The following is a 21,754-nucleotide window of genomic DNA, read 5'->3' on the forward strand; positions in this document are numbered from 1 at the left end:
CCGGACCGGAGAACCTCTTTCCTTCATGGAGCGCATGCGCATCGACAAGTGGCTGTGGGCCGCCCGCTTCTACAAGACCCGCTCCCTCGCCGCGGAGGAAATCGGCAGGCACCGGGTGCAGGTCAACGGCGACGTGGCCAAACCCGCGCGCGAAGTGAAGGTGGGCGACACGGTGGCCCTGCGCCAGGGCCCCGTCACCCGCACGGTGAACGTGCGCGGCCTCAGCGCCCAGCGCGGCCCCGCGCCGGTGGCGCAGCAGCTTTATGAAGAGACGGCAGAAAGCCTGGCGGCGCAGGCCGCCGCGCGCGAACAGCGGCGCCTGGCGCGCGAGCCGGCCCTGAGCATCGAGCAGGGCCGGCCCACCAAGCGCGACCGGCGCCAGCTGGACACCGCGCGCCGCGGCGCCCCGGCCGGCTGGGGCGAGCGCTGGAGCGCCAGCATCGACGACCTGCGCGGCGAGCCTGACTGAGCCGGCGCGTGCGCCGCCTGTTGCCGGATGCATGGGCACGCGCAGGCGCCGTGCGGGCAGGACTACAGGCCCACGCGAGCCCCGACGACGCCACGCGGCCGGAGCCTTGCGCAGCATGGGACCAGCATGTCGGCACCGCAGCGGGCTGCACCGCGGTGGCGGCGCAGCGGCTGCAAGGGCCGGTGCCTGTTGTTGTTCCACTTCCCTGTTCGCAAGAACGAAAGGATCTCCCATGGCAGAACTACGTTCCGACGTCATCGACGTTCTCAACGACCTGATCGAAAACTCCCACGACGGCGAATACGGCTTCCGCACCCTGGCCGAGCGCGTGCAGAACGCGCGGCTCAAGCAGGTTTTCTCGGACCGCGCCGTGCAATGCGCGCAGGCCGCGCAGGAGCTGTCGCAATGGGTGCGCGCCCAGGGCGGAAAGCCGGCCGACGGCGGCACGGCCAGCGGGGCCCTGCACCGGGGTTGGGTCAAGGTCAAGGGCGCCGTGGGCGCCGACAGCGAAGTGTCCATGCTGGAAGAGGCCGAGCGCGGTGAGGACGCCGCCATCGCCCGCTACCGCAAGGCCCTGAAGGAAGACCTGCCCGCCGACGTGCGCGCGCTGGTGGAGCGCCAGGCCCAGGGCGCGCAGCACAACCATGACCAGATCAAGCTGCTGCGCGACGAAGCCCGCGCGCACAGCTGACCGCCGGGGGTGAAGGGCGGGCGGCTTCGGCCGCCACGCCCTCCCAAGCGCGCCGCCGGCGCGCTTTTTTGTGCCCAAGCTCTGCCGCCGGGTCGCGCAGGCTGCAGCCGCGCGGGGGCCTCGCGGTTTAGAGTGGCGCCATGACCGCGCCCTCCTCCTGCGTGTCCGACGCCGTGCGCTCGCGCCTGTCGGTGCGCGCCTTCCTGCCCGAGCCGGTGCCGCCGGCGCTGATCCGCGACCTGCTGGCCCAGGCGGCGCGCGCGCCTTCGGGCGGCAATCTGCAGCCCTGGCACATCGACGTGCTGGCGGGCGGCGCGCTCGCCGCCTTGCGCGCCCGCATGCGCGAGCGGCTGGCGCCCGGTGCGCAGCCGGAAGCGCCGGCCTATGACATCTATCCGCCGGCCCTGCCCGAGCCCTGGCGCACGCGGCGCTTCGCCATCGGCGAGGCGATGTACGCGCGGCTGGGCATTCCGCGCGAGGACAAGGCGGCCCGCCTGCGCTGGTTCGCCCGCAACTTCGACTTCTTCGGCGCGCCGCTGGCGCTGATGTGCTCGGTGGACCGGCGCATGGGCCCGCCGCAATGGTCGGACCTGGGCATGTTCCTGCAGACGCTGATGCTGCTGCTGCGCGAGCACGGGCTGGACAGCTGCGCCCAGGAATGCTGGGCGCTGTACCCCCAGACCGTGGCCGGCTTCCTGCAGTGGCCCGCGGACCGCGTCATCTTCTGCGGCATGGCCATCGGCCGGCGTGACCCGGCACACCCGGTCAACGGCGTGCGCAGCGAGCGCGCGCCGCTGGACGCGTGGGCGCGTTTCCACGGCTGCTGAGGCCTCCTCCGCGCCGCTGCCCTTCACCGGCGCATGCTGCGCGCCCTGCCCGGGCTCAGACCGGCACCTTCGCCTCCTTCAGCACTCGCAGCACGAAATGCGATTGGCTGTGCCGGATGCCCGGGATCTTGTAGAGCTTCTCGCGCAGCAGCCGCTCGTAGTCGCGCGTGTCGCGCACGGCGATGCGGATGTAGTAGTCGTAATCGCCCGAGACCAGGTAGGCCTCCAGGATCTCGGGGATGGTGGCCAGCACCTGGCCGAAGGCGTAGAGCGTGTCCTCGGTGTGGCTTTCCAGCGTGAGCTGCACGATCACCTGGTCCTGGTAGCCCAGGCGGGCGGGGTCCACCTCCACCGTATAGCGCCTGATCACGCCCTCGTCCTGGAGCCGCTTGATGCGGCTCCAGCAGCTCGTGGGCGACAGGCCCACCTCGGCGCCGATGTCCTGCAGGGTTCGGCGGGCGTCCTGCAGCAGGATGCGCAGGATGGCCAGGTCGATCTTGTCGAAGATTTTTTCGCTCACGCTAGTTTTTCCGAATTTTTTTCTGAATCAGAGGCCGGAACATCGAAATTCCAGAAGCCAATTCTGCGCCAATGCCGGAAGAATTGAGGCATGAACTCTTCCGCCGCCCTCTTTCCCGCCGCCCTGGCGCCCGCCCCCCACCCGGGCGCTGCCGCGGCGCCCACCGTGCGCAACGGCGCGCAGGCCTTGCTGGACACCCTGGTCGAATGCGGTGTCGACACGCTGTTCGGCTATCCCGGCGGTGCCGCGCTGCCGCTGTATGACGCGCTGCACGGCGAGCCGCGCCTGCGCCACATCCTCGTGCGCCACGAGCAGGCGGCCGTACACGCAGCCGAGGGCTATGCGCGCAGCACGGGCAAGGTCGGCGTGGTGCTGGTCACCTCCGGCCCCGGCGTGGGCAACACCATCACGGGCCTGCTGGACGCGATGAGCGATTCCATGCCCGTGCTGTGCATCAGCGGCCAGGTGGCCACGGCCGTGATCGGCACCCAGGCCTTCCAGGAAAGCGACGCGCTGGGCATGTCGCGGCCCGTGACCAAGTGGAACTGCCAGCCGCGCAGCGCGGCCCAGGTCGCCGATGCCGTGCGCCGCGCCCTGGCCGTGGCCGCCGGCGGCCGCCCGGGCCCGGTGCTGCTGGACGTGCCCAAGGACGTTCAGCTCGCGCCGGTGGGCGCGCCCGTGCAGGCGCGGCCTTTGCGCGAGGCCCTGAGCGGTCCGATGCCGCCGCCGCGCGCAGGCAGCCTGCAGCGCGCGGCCGACCTGATCTCCACCGCGCGCCGGCCCGTGTTCTACGGCGGCGGCGGCCTCGTCAACGCGGGCCCGGCCGCCTGCGCCGCCTTCGCGCAGCTGGTGCGCCAGGTGGGTGGCCCCTGCACGCTCACGCTGATGGGGCTGGGCGCGTTCCCCGCCTCCGATCCGCAATTCGTCGGCATGCTGGGCATGCACGGCACGCTGGAGGCCAACCTGGCCATGCACGAAGCCGACCTCGTCATCAACGTGGGCGCGCGCTTCGACGACCGCGTGACGGGCAAGCTCGACGAGTTCTGCCCGCATGCGCGCAAGATCCACATCGACATCGACCCCAGCGCGATCCACCGCACCGTGAAGGTCGACGTGCCCATCGTCGGCGATTGCGGCGCCGTGCTCGACGCGCTGCTGGCCCTGCCCGAACTGCGGGGCCTGGACCCGGCACGGCTCGCACCCTGGTGGCAGCGTGTGGAGCGCTGGCGCGCCCAGCGCTGCCTGGACTTCACGCCCGCGCCGGACGCCATCCTGCCGCAGCAGCTCATGGCCCGCCTGCAGGCGCAGATCGCCGGGCGCGACGCCATCGTCTCCACCGACGTGGGCCAGCACCAGATGTGGGCCGCCCAGTACCTGCGTTTCGAGCGGCCGCGCCGCTGGCTGACTTCGGGCGGCGCCGGCACCATGGGCTACGGCCTGCCGGCCGCGATCGGCGCGCAGGTGGCACACCCGGATGCGCTGTGCGTCTGCGTGAGCGGCGACGCCTCGGTGCTCATGAACATCCAGGAGCTGTCCACGGCCGTGCAGCACGCCACGCCCGTCAAGCTCGTGCTGTCCAACAACGGCTACATGGGCATGGTGCGGCAGTGGCAGGAGCTGATCCACGGCAACCGCCTCTCGCACAGCTGGAACGCCGCGCTGCCCGACTTCGTGGCGCTGGCCAAGGCCTTCGGCTGGGGCGCGCGGCGCGTGTCCGATCCGGCCGAGCTCGATGCGGCGCTGGCCGAATGCCTGGCGTACGACGGCCCCTTCTTCCTGGACGTGCAGGTGGCGGCGCAGGAGAACTGCTTCCCGATGATGCCGGCCGGCGCGGGCCACCACCGCGTGATGCTGGGCAAGGACCGGTGGTACGTCGACGAAGCCGACGAAGCAGCCTGAGCGCAGGCGCCCGCTTCCGGCGCCGGCCGGTCTCAGGGGGAGGCCAGCGCCTCCCTCCCGGCGCCGGGCGCGCAAGATGACTGTTGCGCCATGTGCAGGGACCGCGCCGGCAGCGCGATCTGCGCGCCGTGCGCGGCCACGATGCGCCCGATGCGCAGCAGCACGTCCTGCTTGATGTGCTGGTAGGCCACCCAGCCGGTGGTCCGCGTGAAGGCGTAGACCATGAGGTCGAGCGTGCCTGGCCCGAAGCCGTTGAAGTTCACGATGGTGGTCTGCGTGCCGTCGATGGACTCGTGCGCGGCCAGCATGGCACGAATGTCGTCCACGATGGCCTCGACCTTGTCGAAGTCCTCGAAGCGCAGGCCGATGGTCTCGCGGATGCGCCGGTGCGACATGCGCGAGGGGTTCTCCACCACGATGTGCGTGAACACCGAGTTGGGCACGTAGATCGGGTTCTTGTTGAAGCCGCGGATGCGCGTGTGGCGCCAGCTGATGTGCTCGACCGAGCCTTCGATGGCCTTGTCGGGGCTGCGGATCCAGTCGCCCACGCTGAAGGGCCGGTCCAGGTAGATGGTGAGGCCGCCGAAGAAGTTGGCCAGCAGGTCCTTGGCCGCGAAGCCCACCGCGATGCCGCCGACGCCGCCCAGCGCCAGCAGCCCGCTGATCTGGAAGCCCAGCGTCTGCGCCACCGTGATGGTGGCGACCACCACCACGATCAGGCAGGCCAGCTTCACCAGCGCGTCGATGGTGGTGGTGTCCACCTCCTCGCCCCGGCCGCGGCACCGCGCCTCCACGTTGCGGCCCACCAGCCGTGCGAAGCGCAGCAGGAACCAGGACACGCAGATCACGGCCAGCACGTCGCGGGTGCGGCGCACGTCCTGCAGGAAGTCGGCATCCACCTGCCGCTGCAGCACGGTGGCCATGAAGTCCAGGCCCACCACCCAGACCAGCACGCGCAAGGGGCTGCGGGCGGCCTGCACGAGGGCGTCGTCCCACACGGTGGCGGTCTTGCCCGAAAGACGCTCGATGCGGCTCAGCAGGGCCTGCGCGACGAGGTTGACGAGAAAGGTGGCCAGCGCGATGGCCACCAGCGAGGCGAGCCAGGGTTCCAGGCCCAGGCGCTCGCTCAGAAAGAGACTCAGACGATTCATGGGCCGGCACTCTAAACGCGGGGCCCTGCCCGCGTTGGGTACCGGTTATCGGGCACAGACCATGCCGCCTGCCGCCCGATCGCCATGCCGTCGCGCGCGGCCCGCGAAGCGACGCGGGCCGGCCATGCGCGTGTCCGACCGCTCAGACGAAGCGCGGCGCCCGCTTCTCCAGGTTCGCGCGCACCGCCTCGGTCTGGTTCGGGCTGCCGATCAGCTTCTGCTGCTCCTCGGATTCGGCCATCAGCAGTTGCGCGTCGCTCACGCGCGCGTCCGCCATGGCGTTCATCAGCCGCTTGCCGGCGCGGATGGCGTCGGGGCTGCGGCCCGCGATCTCGTGCGCCAGGCGCTGCGCCTCGGCCAGCGGGTCGGCCACCACGCGCGTGGCCAGGCCCAGCGCCACGGCCTCTTGCCCTTGCACGATGCGGCCGGTGTAGGTCAGCTCGCGCGCCACGTCGTCGCGCACCAGCGGGCGCAGCAGCGGCAGGCCGCCCATGTCGGGCACCAGGCCCCACTTGATCTCCATCACCGACAGGCGCGTGTCGGCCGTCACCAGCCGCAGGTCGGCGCCCAGCGCCAGCTGCAGGCCGCCGCCGAAGGCCACGCCGTGCACGGCGGCGATCACGGGCACCGGCACGTCGCGCCACACGGTGGCGATGTACTGCGGCTTGTTGGCGATGCCGTGGGTGCGCGGCAGCAGGTCCATGTTGCCGCCCTCGCCCATCTTCGCGAAGGATTCCATGTCCAGCCCGGCGCAGAAGGCGCGGCCGCGGCCCGCGCTGACCACGGCGCGCACGCTGCGGTCTTCGCGCAGCTGCTCGCCATGCGCGATCAGCGCGTCGAACATGGCGCTGTTCAGCGCGTTCATCTTGTCCTCGCGCACGAGGTGCAGTTCCACCACGCCATCGTCGTGGCGGATCGTCTGGATGCGTTCAGTCATGGCTCGTCGTTCTCCTGCGCGCCAGTATCCGCGCGAGCTTCTCCATGGCCTATCGCACGCGCTACAGCTACAGTGCGGCGCAGAACAGACGAGGGCCGAGCGCCCGAAGGAGGCAGACCATGGGCATCCGCATCGTGCAACTGGGCAGCGCGCGGCACCCCGACGAGGGCTTGCGCATCGGCACCGTGCGCCGGCCGCCGCGCGGCGTGCCGAAGGCGGAGTTCGCGCGCCAGAACTGGTACGACGTCTGGTACCCGAACCTCGCGCCCTCGGCCGAGACGATGAAGCTGGGCCAGGCGGCGCAGGCCTCGCAGGCGCCCGCCGACTGGACGGCCTTCGCGCGCCGCTACAAGGCGGAAATGGCCGAGCCGGACGCGAGCCGCAGCCTGGACCTGCTGGCCGCGCTGTCGCACCACACGGCGCTGTCGGTGGGCTGCTATTGCGACGACGAATCGCGCTGCCACCGCAGCCTGCTGCGCGGCCTGCTGGCCGAGCGCGGCGCGGACATCGTCGGCTGACGCCGCCCCTGCGGCGCTCAGAACGTGTTCAAGGTCTCGCAGGGGCCGCGCAGCCCCCTTGCCGGGTGGACCTGCAAGGCGCGCTGCGCCGCTCGTAGTGATCTACGAGCAAGCAGCGCAACGCCGCAGGACGCCCGGCAAGGCGGCTGCCCTACGGGTTGGAGCGAAATCGGGCGATTTCTTCGGCCGTTCGCTTGCATGGACACCAGTCCATGCGGCGCGACCGGCCTGCGAACTCATCCCGATTGCGCTCCAACGCGACCCCTGCGAGACCTTGAACACGTTCTCAGAGCTTCTTCTGCAGGAACAGGGCCTGGCCGAAGGCCGGGTCCAGCTGGTAGCCCGCGAAGCCCTCGCGCTCGTAGGCGCGCAGGGCCGGCGCATTGCCGGCCAGCACTTCCAGCGTGAGCTTGCACGCGCCGCGGCGGCGCGCCTCGGCCTCCACGGCCTCGAGCATGCGCTGCGCCACGCGCTGGCCGCGGTGGCTGGCCGCCACGACCACGTCATGCACGTTCACCAGCGGCTGGCACGCGAAGGTGGAAAAGCCCTCGACGCAGTTGATCAGGCCCACGGCCTGTTCGCCGTCGAAAGCCAACACGCTGAAAGCCTGCGGCCGGGCCGCGAGCGCCGCCGGCAGCTCGGCCTTCACGCGCTCGGTCAACGGCGTGCCGCCGCCTGCGGGATCCCGCGCATAGGCATCGAGCAGTTCGACCAGCGCCTGCGCATGGACGGGGTTGCGGTAATCCACCAGGGAAATCTGAATCACACGGGCTCCAGGGCACGATGCGGCAAGGGGGGAAGGATGACTGACAGGGTATCGCCGGCGTGGACCGTCCCGCTGCGCGTGACGATGGCCATGACACCGGCCTTGCGCACCCGGCGCCCGGCTGCGTCGCGGCCGAGCACGGCCGCCAGGAGCCCGGGCTAGAAGCGGTCGATCTGGACGCAGGGATTGCGCAGGCCGGTGAGTTGCACTTCGGCCTCGTCCCCCACGCGCAGACGCGTGCCTTCGGGCAAGGCGAGCAGGTCCAGGCCGCCCGTCGTCAGGTTCTCGCCCAGCTCGCCGGGCCGCACCACGAAGCCGGCCTGGGCCAGTTCCCCGAACAGTTCGGCCTGCAGCAGGTGGACCTGCCGCAAGTTGGGCAGCTGCGGGGTGCGCGCGAGGCGGGAACGGTGCTTCACGGTCAGGCCCGCATGGGCATCGCCGACGGCGCCCAGGCCTTCGGCCAGCACCAATTGAAGCACCGGCTGCTTGCTGAAGCGGTGCACCGGGCTGGCATGCACCGCCACCACGCGCGGCGGCGGCCCGGCGGCCGGACCCACTACGTCCATGCCGGGCGGTGCCTGCGTGCAGGCGCGGCGCGGCGCATCCGGTGCAGGGGGACGCGCTTCATGCCAACGTGGCGGCGATGCGGCGCGCCCAGTCCTGCGCCTGCTGCGCATCGCTGGCCTCGACCATCACGCGCAGCAGCGGCTCGGTGCCGCTGGCGCGGATCAGCACACGGCCGCTGTCGCCCAGCGCGATCTCGGCGCGCTCGCTCTCCTCGGCCAGCGCGCAGTTGGACTTCCAGTCCTGGCCTTCCGTCAGGCGCACGTTGATCAGCGTCTGCGGGAAAAGCGCCACGCCCTCGAGCAGCTGCGCCACCGTGCGGCCGCTGCGCACGCAGGCCTGCAGCACCTGCAGCGCACTGACCAGGCCGTCGCCCGTGGTGTGGCGGTCCAGCGCCAGCAGGTGGCCCGAGCCTTCGCCGCCCAGCAGCCAGCCGCGCCTGTCCAGTTCTTCCAGCACGTAGCGGTCGCCGACCTTGGCGCGCACGAATTCGACGCCTGCGCCCTTGAAAGCCATTTCCACGGCCTTGTTGGTCATCAGCGTGCCCACCACGCCCTCGGGCTTGCGGCCCTGCGCGATGCGGTCGGCCGCCATCAGCCACAGCAGCTCGTCGCCGTTGTAGAGCCGGCCTTGCGCGTCCACCAGCTGCAGGCGGTCGGCGTCGCCATCGAGCGCGATGCCGTAGTCCGCGCCCTGCGCTTTGACGGCGTCGATCAGCGCCTCGGGATGCGTCGCGCCCACGTCTTTGTTGATGTTCAGGCCGTCGGGCTGCACGCCGATGCTGCTGACGTCGGCGCCCAGTTCATGGAAGACGTTGGGCGCCACCTGGTAGGCCGCGCCATGCGCCGCGTCCACCACCAGCTTGAGGCCGCGCAGGCTCAGCGCCGCCGGGAAGGTGCTCTTGCAGAACTCGGTGTAGCGACCGGCCGCGTCGTCCAGGCGGCGCGCGCGGCCCAGCGCGGCCGAATCGGCCCACACGGGCGGCTCGGCCAGGGCGGCTTCGACGGCCAGTTCCCATTCGTCGCTGAGCTTGGTGCCCTGCGCGCTGAAGAACTTGATCCCGTTGTCGGGGAAGGCGTTGTGGCTGGCGCTGATGACCACGCCCAGGCTGGCGCGCTGCGCGCGCGTGAGGTAGGCCACGCCGGGCGTGGGCAGCGGGCCCAGCAGCACCACGTTGACGCCGGCCGAGTTGAAGCCCGATTCGAGCGCCGATTCGAGCATGTAGCCCGAGATGCGCGTGTCCTTGCCGATCAGCACGGTGGGACGCGCCTCGGTCTTCCTGAGCACGCGGCCCACGGCATGCGCGAGGCGCAGCACGAAGTCGGGCGTGATCGGCGGTTGGCCCACCGTGCCGCGGATGCCGTCGGTGCCGAAATACTGTCTGCTGGCCGTCATGGCGTCGCTCTCCTGTGTCTTCTTCGATGTAGGGGGCCGGGCCGCGGCCGGCCCGTGGATCGGGGCCCCGCCCGTTCAGGCGGGATTGTCGGGGCTGGCGCCGCCGGCCGCGCCGGCATCCTGTGCCTGCATGGCGCGCCACACGGCCAGCGCCTCGACCGTCTCGCGCACGTCATGCACGCGCACGATGCGGGCCCCGCGCTCCACCGCCAGCACGGCGGCCGCGGTGCTGGCCACCTTGCGCTGGCCAGCTTCCTGCACGCCGGTCACGGCGCCCAGCGAGGACTTGCGCGACCAGCCGGCCAGCAGCGGATAGCCCAGCGCCAGCAGTTCCCGCTGGCGGGCCAGCAGCGCGAAGTTCTGCGCCACCGTCTTGCCGAAGCCGATGCCCGGGTCGAGCACGATGCGTTCGGCCGCCACGCCCTGCGCGCGCAGCCGCCGCGCGGCGTCGGCCAGGAAGTCGCGCACCGTGGGCACGCCATCGCCCTCCATCGGGGCCGCCTGCATGGTCTGCGGGTCGCGGTGCATGTGCATCAGGCACACGCCGCAGCCCGGGTGGGCCGCCACCGCTTCGCGCGCGCCGGGCTGGCGCAGGGCCCAGATGTCGTTCACGATGTCGGCGCCCAGGTCGAGCACGGCGCGCATCAGCTCGGGCTTGTAGGTGTCGATGGACAGCGGCACGCCCAGGCGCAGGGCGCCGCGTACCACGGGCAACACGCGGGCGCTTTCCTCTTCCAGCGACACGGGGGGACTGCCGGGCCGCGTGGATTCGCCGCCGATGTCCAGGATGTCGGCGCCTTCCCGGATCAGTTGCTCGCAGTGCCGCAGGGCTGCGGCCGTGCTGGCGTGGGCGCCGCCGTCGGAAAAGGAATCGGGCGTGACGTTGACGATGCCCATGACCTGCGGACGGCGCAGGTCAATGAGGAAGCGGCTGGTCTGCCAGCGCGCGAAAGCGGGATCGGGGCTCAGGGACATGCGAGCGGTGGGCGCGAGGGACAGGACGGGCGCACCGGGCGCGCCAACGAAAAACGGGGCCTGAGCCCCGTTTGCTGCCGTCCGGCGCCTGATGGCATCAGGCCGCCGTGGGCGCCGGATCCGGCTTGACCGCGGCCGAGCCGCCCGTGCCACCGCTGCCCGAGGGCGGCGTGCGCGGGGTGAAGTCCTTGGGCGGACGCGGCTCGCGGCCGGCCATGATGTCGTCCAGCTGCTCGGTGTCGATGGTTTCCCACTCCAGCAGGGCCTTGGCCATGGCGTGCATCTTGTCGCTGTTCTCTTCGATCAGGCGGCGGGCCAGCGCGTACTGCTCGTCGATGATGCGGCGCACCTCGGCGTCCACCTTCTGCATGGTGGTCTCGCTCATGTTGGTGGTCTTGGTCACCGAGCGGCCCAGGAACACCTCGCCCTCGTTCTCGGCATAGACCATCGGGCCCAGGGCCTCGCTCATGCCGTACTTCATGACCATGTCGCGCGCCAGGTTCGTCGCCCGCTCGAAGTCGTTGCTCGCGCCCGTGGTCATCTGGTTCATGAACACTTCTTCGGCGATCCGGCCGCCGAACAGCATGCTGATCTGGTTGAGCATGTACTCGCGGTCGTAGCTGTAGCGGTCGTTCTCGGGCAGGCTCATGGTCACGCCCAGCGCGCGGCCGCGCGGGATGATGGTGACCTTGTGCACCGGGTCGCACTTGGGCAGCAGCTTGCCGATCAGGGCATGGCCGGCCTCGTGGTAGGCGGTGTTGCGGCGCTCGTGCTCGGGCATGACCATGCTCTTGCGCTCGGGGCCCATGAAGATCTTGTCCTTGGCCTTCTCGAAGTCCTGCATCTCGACCACGCGGGCATTGCGGCGGGCGGCCATCAGGGCGGCCTCGTTGCACAGGTTGGCCAGGTCGGCGCCCGACATGCCGGGCGTGCCGCGCGCGATGATGCTTGCGTTCACGTCCTGGCCCAGCGGCACCTTGCGCATGTGCACATTCAGGATCTGCTCGCGGCCGCGGATGTCGGGCAGCGTCACGTAGACCTGGCGGTCGAAGCGGCCCGGGCGCAGCAGGGCCGCGTCCAGGATGTCGGGGCGGTTGGTCGCGGCGACCACGATCACGCCCAGGTTGGTCTCGAAGCCGTCCATCTCGACCAGCATCTGGTTCAAGGTCTGCTCGCGCTCGTCGTTGCCGCCGCCCAGGCCGGCGCCACGCTGGCGGCCCACGGCGTCGATTTCGTCGATGAAGATGATGCAGGGGGCGTTCTTCTTGGCGTTCTCGAACATGTCGCGCACGCGGGCCGCGCCCACGCCGACGAACATTTCCACGAAGTCCGAACCGGAGATCGAGAAGAAGGGCACCTTGGCCTCGCCCGCGATGGACTTGGCCAGCAGCGTCTTGCCGGTGCCCGGCGGGCCGACCAACAGCAGACCGCGCGGGATGCGACCGCCCAGTTTCTGGAACTTCTGCGGGTCCTTGAGGAAGTCGACGACTTCCTTCACCTCTTCCTTGGCCTCGTCGCAGCCGGCGACGTCGGCGAAGGTGACGGTGTTGTTGTTCTCGTCGAGCATGCGCGCCTTGGACTTGCCGAAGCTGAACGCCCCGCCCTTGCCGCCGCCCTGCATCTGGCGCATGAAGTAGATCCACACGCCGATCAAGAGCAGCATGGGGCCCCAGCTCACGAGCAGGGTCATGAGCAGCGAGCCTTCCTCGCGCGGCTTGACGTCGAACTTGACGTTGTGATCGATCAGGTCGCCCACCAGGCCCCGGTCCAGCACCGTCGCGTTGGTGCGGATGCGGCGGTCGTCATTGGTGATGGCCACGATCTCGCCGCCGCCCAGCCCTTCGGGAATGGTGGCGCTCTTGATCTGGTTGTTGCGGACCTGGTCGATGAATTCCGAATAGCTCACCGTGCCGGCGCCGCCACCGGCACGGGTGTCGAACTGCTTGAACACAGTGAACAGCACCATCGCGATGACGAGCCAGACGGCGACCTTGGAAAACCACTGATTGTTCAAACGATGCTCCAGTCGATGACGTGGGGATGACAGAAGCGCCCCCACTGGCAGTCAGATGGGCGGGATTCTAGGCTTTTCAAGCTGCGAAAACGGCTGAAATCCCTATGGTGGCCATAGGGCCGGCGCGGACGAAGCGGTCATCTGACACACCCTGCCACAGCGCTTGCATGCGGTCTCAGAGCCTGTTCAGTGTCTCCAAGGGGTCGCGTTGGGGCGCAATCGGGATGCGATCAGTGCTGCGGCGCGCCGCATGGGCTTGTGCCCATGTAAGCGACGCGGCGCTGAGCGGGCCCGATTTCGTCCCAACCCTTCGGGCAGTCGCCTTGCCGGGCGTCCTGCGGCGTTGCAGCGCTTGCGCGTAGATCGCTACGAGCGGCGCGCTGCGCCTTGCAGGCCACCCGGCAAGGCGGCTGCGCGACCCCTTGGAGACACTGAACAGGCTCTCAGGCCTGGGGTTTCAAACCGATACCGACGAGGAAGTTCTCGGCCGACTTGTCGCGCGAGGCCTTGGGTTTCATCGGTTTCACGACACGAAAATTCGCCTTGAACAGGCGCACGAGCTCGTCATAGCCGCCGCCGTGGAAGACCTTGGCCACCAGAGCGCCTTCGGGTTTGAGATGCGCCCGGGCGAAATCCACCGCCAGCTCCACCAGGTTCACGACGCGGGCCGCGTCCGCCGAGCCGATGCCCGAGAGATTGGGCGCCATGTCCGAGACCACCAGGTCCACCGCGCGGCCTTGGACGGCGGCTTCGAGCTGCGCCAGCACCTCGGATTCACGGAAATCGCCCTGGATGAAGGTCACGCCCTCGATGGGCTCCATGGGCAGGAGGTCCAGCGCGATGATGGCGCCATCCAGTGCGCCCACAGCCGCACCCTGCGGCGACAGCCGTCGGCGCACGTACTGGCTCCACGCACCGGGCGTGGAGCCCAGGTCCACCACCACCTGGCCGGGCCGGATGAGGTTCAGGGTCTCGTCGATCTCCTTGAGCTTGTACGCGGCGCGCGCGCGGTAGCCCTCCTTCTGGGCCTGCTTGACCCAGGGGTCGTTGACATGGTCGTTGAGCCAGGCCTTGTTGACCTTGGCGCTCTTTGTTTTCACCTTCATTGCCACTCGATAATAGGCGCATGCCCGCCATTCAACTCACCCCCGCGCAGCGCAAGGTGCACCGCGCTGACGCCCATCACCTCGATCCGATCGTCATGATCGGCGGCGACGGGCTCACCCCGGCCGTCAAGAAGGAGGCCGATGCCGCCCTCAAGGCCCACGGGCTGATCAAGATCCGCGTTTTTTCCGACGACCGCCTGGCGCGCGACGCCATGCTGGCCGAGCTGGCCGACGAACTGAACGCCGCCCCAATCCAGCACATCGGCAAGCTGCTCGTGCTCTGGCGCCCCAAGCCGGCCAAGGAGCGCACGGTCGACGAAGACCGCATGCCCGGCCCGAAGGACGTCAAGGTGCTCAAGTACGGCAAGGGCGGCCAGCGCCCCGAGGTCAAGGTGCTGCGCGTGCTGGGCAACCAGCGCCTGACCCCCGGCGGCACCATCAAGCGCGCCAAGCCCAAGCAGAAATCACTGAAGAAAGGTCGCCTGGGCTAGTAGCCGGGCCGCATCGTGAGCCAGCCACAGCGCCACATCCTGTGCATGAAATGGGGCACCAAGTACGGCCCCGAATACGTCAACCGCCTCTACGGCATGGTGCGCCGCCATCTGCGCGGCGACTTCAACTTCGTCTGCCTGACCGACCGCAGCGAAGGCATCCGGCCCGAGGTGCACTGCCTGCCCATTCCGCCGCTGGCGCTGGAGCTCAGGCCCGGCGCCCCGGACCGCGCGTGGAAGAAGCTGACCACCTTCGAGGCCGACCTGCACGGCCTGCGCGGCACCGCCCTCTTCCTGGACCTGGACGTGGTGATCGTCGGCTCGCTCGACGATTTCTTCACCCTGCCGGGCGAGTTCCTGATCATCCACGACTACCCGCGCTTCTGGCGCTTCGGCGAGCGCGTGACGGGCAACTCCTCGGTCTACCGCTTCGAGCTGGGCGCCCATGCCGACGTGCTGGCGTACTTTCGCGCCCACATGGACGAGGTGCCCCGGCAGTTCCGCAACGAACAGGCGTTCCTGTCGGACTTCCTGCACCGCCAGGGCAAGCTGGGCTACTGGCCCGCGGCCTGGTGCCCGAGCTTCAAGTACCACGGCATTCCGGCCTGGCCCAGCAACTACTGGAAGCCGCCCTTCGTGCCGCCGGATGCGCGCATCGTGATCTTCCATGGCGAGTGCAACCCGCCCGACGCGCTCGTGGGCCGGCGCAACAAGCGCTTTGCACACATCGAGCCCGCGACCTGGATCGCGGAGCATTGGAAGGAATAGGCCACCGTCGGGCCTGCGCCGCCGCCGCGCGCCGGCTTCACCAGGCCGGCGCGCGCACGCCGGCCAGCGGACGGCCCATGAGCCGCGTGAGGATGGCCAGCGGGCTGGCCGAGGGGTCGTACTCCTGGCCCGGGGGCAGGTACAGCGTCTGCTCCGTCATGTACTGGCCCGACATCACGGCATGCGAGGTCTGGTCCGAGAAGCAGACCCAGGTGGAGCCGGCCGGGAAAGGCATGGTCTCCTGCGGGGCATGGGCCTGGTAGTCCAGGTCGCTCTTCATGCCGTCGTGCAGCTGCAGCATCAGGTGGTCGTACTCGCTGCGCAGCGATTTGGTCACGTGCAGCGCCTTCAGCGCCCGGGCCTGCCAGGCCACATAGGGCTTGGCGCGCGGCAGGAAATGCCGGGCCACGGTTTCAAAAGGCTCACCCACACGCCAGACGCGCGGCGCGCCTTCGGGGTTCAGGTTGGTGAACACGCGCAGGATGCGCTCGCCGTAGTTCGGACGCGAGGGGAAGGAATCCACATGCAGCCGGCGGTCGTCGGCGCGCCAGGACTGCGCGCGCGTTTCCACCTGCATAGGCCTGAAGCTCGTCGGCGCCGCCCGCAGCTTGGGCACGTAGTCGGGCAGCAGCCCTTCGATGAGCGCATGGGCCTGGCCGCGAAAGCGCCGCACCATGCGCGCGACAGCCGCCTGCGTGGCCTCGTCGCCTGCCGCGCCCTTGAGCCGGTCGTCCACGCCCAGGCTGATGTTGCGCGACTTGGGGTCGCGCACCTCGGGGCGCAGCAGCGCGGCTTCGCCCGGTTCCAGCTCGTAGCTTAGGTGCGGAAAGTACAGCACCTTGCCCGCTTCCAGGGCCGCGGTCCATTCCCGGCGGGAAGGCACGCCCTGCCAATCGGGGGCTTCCAGGCTCAGGATCTGGGATTCCATCGCACACACTCCGATTCACTCGATCGATGCACGCCGGGCGGTGCGCCGGGGCCGGCCTCGCGTGCCGGCGTTCATCGCGGCTTCGCGTGCCCCAGGCGCCACAGGACGGCCCCGGCACACAGCCATTGCACGAAGTACATGCCCGTGCCCACGCTGTGCCAGAGCTTCAGATTCTCCCGCGCCACGATGCGCGGGGCCACGGCGTACTCCAGCAGCAGCGCCAGCAGCAGGCCGGCCACGACGGGCATCACCACGGCCGGCGGCGGCGCGGAGGGTGCATCGTCTGCGTCCGTGTCACGCCGCGTCGTGGCCATGAGCAGCACCAGCGCGCAGCCGACGGACATCCAGCTCTGCGCCGTGAACAGCCGGGCCGCCATGGCGCCGGCCATCGCGGGCGTGGCCAGATGCGCGAACAGCATCGGCACGGCCACGAAGCCGATGACCGTGAGGCTGCCCCACCACAGGGCCGCGCTCATCAGGGCAAGGCGCTGCTTCATGGCGGCCGCGCGCCTCAGCGGTAGCTGACCGCCACGATCTCGTAGCGCTTCTCGCCGCCGGGCGCCTGCACCACCGCCACGTCGCCCTCTTCCTTGCCGATCAGCGCGCGCGCGATGGGGCTGGAGACGTTGATCAGGCCCTTCTTGAGGTCGGCCTCGTCCTCGCCCACGATCTGGTACTTCACCGCCTCGCCGGTGCTTTCCTCTTCCAGCTCCACCGTCGCGCCGAAGACCACCTTGCCGCCGGCGTCGAGGGCGCTCGGGTCGATGATCTGCGCCACCGACAGCTTGCCCTCGATTTCCTGGATGCGGCCCTCGATGAAGCCCTGGCGGTCCTTGGCCGCGTCGTAGTCGGCGTTCTCGCTCAGGTCGCCCTGCGCGCGCGCCTCGGCGATGGCGTTGATCACGCCGGGACGCTCCACCGTCTTCAGGTGATGGAGTTCCTCGCGCAGCATCTCGGCACCGCGCTTGGTGATGGGAAGGGTCGTAGCCATTGCTGAAGTTCTCCGTTCTGATTGGAAAGCGGCGGCGCTGCTGCGCGCCGACGCTTGCACAAAAGCAAAACCGCCGGGCGTTGCCGCCTGGCGGTGTCGAATGCGCCTGATTATGCCGTGGCCGGCACGCGCGGCAAGCCCGCGCGTGCCGGGACCCTGTCGCTCAGGCAGCGGCCAACTGATCGGCCAGTTGCGCGTGCATTTCCTGCACCGAGATGACCTGAAGGGCACCCATGTGCTGCATGCCTTCCACCGCCGCCTCGGCGCCGAAGATGGTGGTGAAGGTGGTCACGCGCGCCAGCAGCGCCGAGGTGCGGATCTGGCGCGAATCGGCGATCGCGTTGCGGCGCTCCTCCACCGTGTTGATGACCAGCGCGATCTCGTTGTTCTTGATCATGTCCACGATGTGCGGGCGGCCTTCGGCCACCTTGTTCACCGTCGCGCAGGCAATGCCGGCGGCGTTGATGGCGGCGGCCGTTCCCTTGGTCGCGATCAGCTCGAAGCCCAGGGCGACCAGGCCGCGCGCGACCTCGACCGCACGCGGCTTGTCGTTGTTCTTGACCGAGATGAACACCTTGCCCGAGGTGGGCAGGTGCGTGCCCGCGCCGAGCTGGCTCTTCACGAAGGCCTCGCCGAAGGTCTTGCCCACGCCCATCACCTCGCCCGTGGACTTCATCTCGGGGCCGAGGATGGTGTCCACGCCCGGGAACTTGACGAAGGGGAACACCGCCTCCTTCACGCTGAAGTACGGCGGCGTCACTTCCTTCGTGATGCCCTGGGAGGCCAGCGACTGGCCGGCCATGCAGCGCGCCGCGACCTTGGCCAGCTGGATGCCGGTGGCCTTGCTCACGTAGGGCACGGTGCGCGAGGCGCGCGGATTCACTTCCAGCACGTAGATCACGTCCTGGCCGTCCTTTTCCTGGATGGCGAACTGCACGTTCATCAGGCCGACCACGTTCAGCGCCTTGGCCATGGCGGCGCTCTGGCGCTTGAGTTCGGCGATGGTCTCGGCCTTCAGGCTGTAGGGCGGCAGCGAGCAGGCGGAGTCGCCCGAATGCACGCCGGCCTGCTCGATGTGTTCCATCACGCCGCCGATCAGCACCTGGCCTTCGGCATCGCGCAGGCAGTCCACGTCGCATTCCACGGCGTCGTTCAGGAAGCGGTCCAGCAGCACGGGCGAATCGTTGCTCACCTTCACGGCCTCGCGCATGTAGCGCTCCAGGTCGCGCTGCTCGTGCACGATCTCCATCGCGCGGCCGCCCAGCACGTAGCTCGGGCGCACCACCAGCGGGTAGCCCAGGGCCGCGGCCTTCTCCAGCGCCTCGGCTTCGGTGCGCGCGGTGGCGTTGGGCGGCTGGCGCAGGTTCAGGTCCTGCAGCAGCTTCTGGAAGCGCTCGCGGTCTTCGGCCGCGTCGATCATGTCGGGGCTGGTGCCGATGATGGGCACGCCGTTGGCCTCCAGGTCCAGCGCCAGCTTCAGCGGCGTCTGGCCGCCGTACTGCACGATCACGCCTGCCGGCTTTTCCTTGTCGACGATCTCCAGCACGTCTTCCAGCGTGAGCGGCTCGAAATACAGGCGGTCCGAGGTGTCGTAGTCCGTCGAGACGGTTTCCGGATTGCAGTTGACCATGATGGTCTCGTAGCCGTCCTCGCGCATCGCCAGCGCCGCATGCACGCAGCAGTAGTCGAACTCGATGCCCTGGCCGATGCGGTTCGGGCCCCCGCCCAGCACCATGATCTTCTTCTTGTCGGTGGGCTCGGCCTCGCACTCCTCGTCATACGTGGAGTACATGTAGGCCGTGTTGGTCGGGAACTCGGCCGCGCAGGTGTCCACGCGCTTGTAGACCGGGCGCACGCCCAAGGCGCGGCGCTTCTCGCGAATCGCCGTGTCAGTGGTCCTGAGCTGCTTGGCCAGCCGGCGATCGGAGAAGCCCTTCTGCTTGAGCAGGCGCAGCGTGTCGGCGTCGATGTCGTCGAGCGTCTTCGTTTCGAGTTCGAGCTCGATCTTCACGATCTCCTCGATCTGCACGAGAAACCACGGGTCGATCTTGGTCAGCGCGAAGACCTCGTCGACGCTCATGCCCTGGGCGAAGGCGTCGCCCACATACCAGATGCGCTCGGGGCCGGGCTCGCCCAGCTCCTTCTCGAGGACTTCGCGGTCCTGGGTCTTCTCGTTCATGCCGTCGACGCCGACCTCGAGGCCGCGCAACGCCTTCTGGAACGATTCCTGGAAGGTGCGGCCCATGGCCATAACTTCGCCCACCGACTTCATCTGTGTGGTCAGGCGCGAATCGGCGGCCGGGAACTTCTCGAAAGCGAAGCGCGGGATCTTGGTGACCACGTAGTCGATCGAGGGCTCGAACGACGCCGGCGTGGCGCCGCCCGTGATCTCGTTGCGCAATTCGTCCAGCGTGTAGCCCACGGCCAGCTTGGCCGCGACCTTGGCGATGGGGAAGCCCGTGGCCTTGGAGGCCAGCGCCGACGAACGCGACACGCGCGGGTTCATCTCGATGACGATCATGCGGCCGTCCTTCGGGTTGACCGAGAACTGCACGTTGGAACCGCCGGTGTCGACGCCGATCTCGCGCAGCACCGCCAGCGAGGCGTTGCGCATGATCTGGTATTCCTTGTCGGTCAGCGTCTGCGCGGGCGCCACGGTGATCGAGTCACCGGTGTGCACGCCCATCGGGTCGAGGTTCTCGATGGAGCAGACGATGATGCAGTTGTCCGCCTTGTCGCGCACCACCTCCATCTCGTATTCCTTCCAGCCGAGCAGCGATTCCTCGATCAGCAGCTCGTTGGTGGGCGAGGCTTCCAGGCCCCGCTTGCAGATGGTCTCGAACTCTTCGGGGTTGTAGGCGATGCCGCCGCCCGTGCCGCCGAGCGTGAAGCTGGGGCGAATCACCGTGGGGAAGCCGACGTGCTTCTGCACGGCCCAGGCCTCTTCCATCGAGTGGGCGATGCCCGAGCGCGCCGAGCCCAGGCCGATCTTGGTCATCGCGTCCTTGAACTTCAGGCGGTCCTCGGCCTTGTCGATGGCCTCGGGCGTGGCGCCGATCAGCTCGACCTGGTACTTGTCGAGCACGCCGTTGCGCCACAGGTCCAGCGCGCAGTTCAGCGCGGTCTGGCCGCCCATGGTGGGCAGGATCGCGTCGGGGCGCTCCTTGGCGATGATCTTCTCGACCGTGGGCCAGGTGATCGGCTCGATGTAGGTGACGTCGGCCGTGGCCGGGTCGGTCATGATCGTCGCCGGGTTGCTGTTGATCAGGATGACCTTGTAGCCTTCTTCGCGCAGCGCCTTGCAGGCCTGCACGCCGGAGTAGTCGAACTCGCAGGCCTGGCCGATGACGATCGGGCCGGCGCCGATGATGAGGATGCTCTTGAGGTCTGTGCGCTTAGGCATTCGCGGCCTCCGCCTTGTATTGGTCCATGAGCGCAGTGAAGCGGTCGAACAGGTAGCTGATGTCGTGCGGGCCGGGCGAGGCTTCCGGGTGCCCCTGGAAGCAGAAGGCCGGCTTGTCCGTGCGGGCCAGGCCCTGCAGCGTGTGGTCGAACAGGCTGACGTGCGTGGCGCGCAAGTTCGCCGGGAGCGTCTTCTCGTCCACCGCGAAGCCATGGTTCTGGCTGGTGATGCTCACGCGGCCGCTGTCCAGGTCTTTGACGGGATGGTTCGCGCCATGGTGGCTGTTCTGCATCTTGAAGGTCTTCGCGCCCGAAGCCAGCGCCATGATCTGGTGGCCCAGGCAGATGCCGAAGGTCGGGATGCCGGTCTCGATCAGCTCGCGCGTGGCCGCGATGGCGTAGTCGCAGGGCTGCGGGTCGCCGGGGCCGTTGGACAGGAAGATGCCATCGGGCTTGAGCTTGAGCACGTCGGCGGCCGGCGTCCTGGCCGGCACCACGGTGATGCGCGCACCGCGCTGCGCCAGCATGCGCAGGATGTTCTTCTTGACGCCATAGTCATAGGCCACCACGTGGTGGCGCGGCGTGATCTGCACGCCGTAGCCGGCGCCGAGCTTCCATTCGGTCTGCGTCCACTCGTAGGTCTGCTGCACCGACACGACCTGTGCCAGGTCCAGCCCGGCCATGGAGGGTGCTGCCTTCGCGGCGGCGATCGCAGCGTCGATGCGCGTCTGCGTGGGCGCCTCGCCCGCGGCCAGGCCCACGATCGCGCCGTTCTGCGCGCCCTTCGTGCGCAGCAGGCGCGTGAGCTTGCGCGTGTCGATGCCGGCGATGGCGACGGTGTTGCCGCGCACCAGGTAGTCCGACAGCGTGGCGCTCTTGCGGAAGTTGGACGCGACGAGCGGCAGGTCCTTGATGATCAGGCCCGCGGCATGGATCTTGTCGGCTTCGATGTCTTCCTCGTTGACGCCATAGTTGCCGATGTGCGGGTACGTCAGGGTGACGAGCTGCTGGCAGTAGCTGGGGTCGGTGAGAATTTCCTGGTAGCCGGTGATGGCGGTGTTGAATACCACTTCACCGACCGTGGTGCCGGTGGCACCGATCGACTTGCCGAGAAAGACCGTGCCGTCTGCGAGCGCCAGGATGGCGGGCGGGAAGGATCCCTGGAGGGATGAAAGCACTGGGTTCTCCGTTGGATGGATGACGCCCAAAGCGAACCCAAGGTGCCCGGCCAGGCTGCAGGTGGCCAGCGGACGTGAAGGTTGCGGCTTTCGTCGAGGATGAGGCTTGTGCGCGCAGTGGGCGAAGGTCGAGGCGAAAAGCCGCTGATTATAGCCTGCGGACC

The 21,754-nt window shown here is 69.2% G+C and carries 21 protein-coding genes; 7 read left to right on the plus strand and 14 right to left on the minus strand.

All coding sequences use genetic code 11. From position 1 onward, the window contains the following. Window positions 1-25: 25 nt before the first annotated feature. From LG388_RS21395 to LG388_RS21405, 3 genes are all read left to right on the plus strand, one after another. Complete coding sequence (locus tag LG388_RS21395; protein WP_225784599.1) at window positions 26-469, plus strand: RNA-binding S4 domain-containing protein; 444 nt, start codon at window positions 26-28, stop codon at window positions 467-469. Between the two features lie 232 nt (window positions 470-701). After that, on the plus strand, window positions 702-1,160 hold the full coding sequence (locus LG388_RS21400) for a PA2169 family four-helix-bundle protein (RefSeq protein ID WP_225784600.1): 459 nt from the start codon (window positions 702-704) through the stop codon (window positions 1,158-1,160). Between the two features lie 140 nt (window positions 1,161-1,300). Next, window positions 1,301-1,987 (plus strand): nitroreductase, encoded by a 687-nt coding sequence (locus LG388_RS21405; protein WP_225784601.1) that lies wholly within the window; start codon window positions 1,301-1,303, stop codon window positions 1,985-1,987. Window positions 1,988-2,042: 55 nt separating this feature from the next. Here LG388_RS21405 and LG388_RS21410 read toward each other — a convergent pair whose 3' ends face one another. After that, entirely contained in the window at window positions 2,043-2,507 is a 465-nt protein-coding gene (locus tag LG388_RS21410) for an Lrp/AsnC family transcriptional regulator (RefSeq protein ID WP_225784602.1), read from the minus strand. A 90-nt stretch (window positions 2,508-2,597) separates the two neighbouring features. On the opposite strand from LG388_RS21410, the gene ilvB reads away from it, so the two are divergent. After that, complete coding sequence (gene ilvB, locus LG388_RS21415) at window positions 2,598-4,406, plus strand: biosynthetic-type acetolactate synthase large subunit (RefSeq protein WP_225784603.1); 1,809 nt, start codon at window positions 2,598-2,600, stop codon at window positions 4,404-4,406. Window positions 4,407-4,438: 32 nt separating this feature from the next. On the opposite strand, the gene LG388_RS21420 is transcribed toward ilvB, so the two are convergent. Further along, window positions 4,439-5,557, minus strand: a complete 1,119-nt coding sequence (locus LG388_RS21420; RefSeq protein WP_225784604.1) for a mechanosensitive ion channel family protein — start codon at window positions 5,555-5,557, stop codon at window positions 4,439-4,441. A 142-nt stretch (window positions 5,558-5,699) separates the two neighbouring features. After that, window positions 5,700-6,494 (minus strand): crotonase/enoyl-CoA hydratase family protein, encoded by a 795-nt coding sequence (locus tag LG388_RS21425; RefSeq protein WP_225784605.1) that lies wholly within the window; start codon window positions 6,492-6,494, stop codon window positions 5,700-5,702. 119 nt (window positions 6,495-6,613) lie between these two features. Between LG388_RS21425 and LG388_RS21430 the strand changes: the two genes are divergently transcribed. Beyond that, window positions 6,614-7,012 (plus strand): DUF488 domain-containing protein, encoded by a 399-nt coding sequence (locus tag LG388_RS21430; RefSeq protein ID WP_225784606.1) that lies wholly within the window; start codon window positions 6,614-6,616, stop codon window positions 7,010-7,012. A gap of 286 nt (window positions 7,013-7,298) precedes the next feature. On the opposite strand, the gene LG388_RS21435 is transcribed toward LG388_RS21430, so the two are convergent. From LG388_RS21435 to LG388_RS21460, 6 genes are all read right to left on the minus strand, one after another. After that, a complete protein-coding gene (locus tag LG388_RS21435) occupies window positions 7,299-7,778 on the minus strand; it encodes a GNAT family N-acetyltransferase (RefSeq protein WP_225784607.1) in 480 nt (159 codons plus the stop codon). A gap of 158 nt (window positions 7,779-7,936) precedes the next feature. Further along, window positions 7,937-8,344 (minus strand): MOSC domain-containing protein, encoded by a 408-nt coding sequence (locus LG388_RS21440; protein WP_370630217.1) that lies wholly within the window; start codon window positions 8,342-8,344, stop codon window positions 7,937-7,939. A gap of 58 nt (window positions 8,345-8,402) precedes the next feature. Continuing rightward, complete coding sequence (gene glmM / locus LG388_RS21445) at window positions 8,403-9,737, minus strand: phosphoglucosamine mutase (RefSeq protein ID WP_225784608.1); 1,335 nt, start codon at window positions 9,735-9,737, stop codon at window positions 8,403-8,405. Window positions 9,738-9,812: 75 nt separating this feature from the next. Further along, complete coding sequence (gene folP / locus LG388_RS21450; protein WP_225784609.1) at window positions 9,813-10,712, minus strand: dihydropteroate synthase; 900 nt, start codon at window positions 10,710-10,712, stop codon at window positions 9,813-9,815. A 97-nt stretch (window positions 10,713-10,809) separates the two neighbouring features. Further along, window positions 10,810-12,726, minus strand: coding sequence for an ATP-dependent zinc metalloprotease FtsH (gene ftsH, locus LG388_RS21455; protein ID WP_225784610.1), 1,917 nt, complete (start codon window positions 12,724-12,726; stop codon window positions 10,810-10,812). Between the two features lie 443 nt (window positions 12,727-13,169). Continuing rightward, window positions 13,170-13,832, minus strand: a complete 663-nt coding sequence (locus LG388_RS21460) for an RlmE family RNA methyltransferase (RefSeq protein ID WP_225784611.1) — start codon at window positions 13,830-13,832, stop codon at window positions 13,170-13,172. A gap of 20 nt (window positions 13,833-13,852) precedes the next feature. Here LG388_RS21460 and LG388_RS21465 point away from each other — a divergent pair, with 20 nt between their 5' ends. Both LG388_RS21465 and LG388_RS21470 read left to right on the plus strand, forming a co-directional pair. Then, window positions 13,853-14,323 (plus strand): YhbY family RNA-binding protein, encoded by a 471-nt coding sequence (locus LG388_RS21465; RefSeq protein WP_225784612.1) that lies wholly within the window; start codon window positions 13,853-13,855, stop codon window positions 14,321-14,323. A 45-nt stretch (window positions 14,324-14,368) separates the two neighbouring features. Continuing rightward, on the plus strand, window positions 14,369-15,091 hold the full coding sequence (locus LG388_RS21470; RefSeq protein WP_225785156.1) for a glycosyltransferase: 723 nt from the start codon (window positions 14,369-14,371) through the stop codon (window positions 15,089-15,091). Between the two features lie 37 nt (window positions 15,092-15,128). Here the strand turns inward: LG388_RS21470 and LG388_RS21475 are convergent, their stop codons facing one another. From LG388_RS21475 to carA, 5 genes are all read right to left on the minus strand, one after another. Further along, window positions 15,129-16,019, minus strand: a complete 891-nt coding sequence (locus LG388_RS21475) for a Kdo hydroxylase family protein (RefSeq protein ID WP_225784613.1) — start codon at window positions 16,017-16,019, stop codon at window positions 15,129-15,131. A 71-nt stretch (window positions 16,020-16,090) separates the two neighbouring features. Then, window positions 16,091-16,516, minus strand: coding sequence for a DUF4149 domain-containing protein (locus LG388_RS21480; protein ID WP_225784614.1), 426 nt, complete (start codon window positions 16,514-16,516; stop codon window positions 16,091-16,093). 14 nt (window positions 16,517-16,530) lie between these two features. Then, entirely contained in the window at window positions 16,531-17,010 is a 480-nt protein-coding gene (gene greA, locus LG388_RS21485) for a transcription elongation factor GreA (protein ID WP_225784615.1), read from the minus strand. Between the two features lie 163 nt (window positions 17,011-17,173). Further along, the gene (gene carB / locus LG388_RS21490) at window positions 17,174-20,413 is read right to left on the minus strand and encodes a carbamoyl-phosphate synthase large subunit (RefSeq protein ID WP_225784616.1); all 3,240 of its coding nucleotides are present in this window, start codon (window positions 20,411-20,413) and stop codon (window positions 17,174-17,176) included. Further along, complete coding sequence (carA, locus tag LG388_RS21495; RefSeq protein WP_225784617.1) at window positions 20,406-21,590, minus strand: glutamine-hydrolyzing carbamoyl-phosphate synthase small subunit; 1,185 nt, start codon at window positions 21,588-21,590, stop codon at window positions 20,406-20,408. The genes carB and carA overlap by 8 nt, the downstream gene beginning before the upstream one ends. Between the last annotated feature and the right edge of the window lie 164 nt (window positions 21,591-21,754).

Origin of the sequence: Xenophilus sp. Marseille-Q4582 (assembly GCF_916700565.1) — a bacterium.
Taxonomy (GTDB): Bacteria; Pseudomonadota; Gammaproteobacteria; order Burkholderiales; family Burkholderiaceae_C; genus Xenophilus.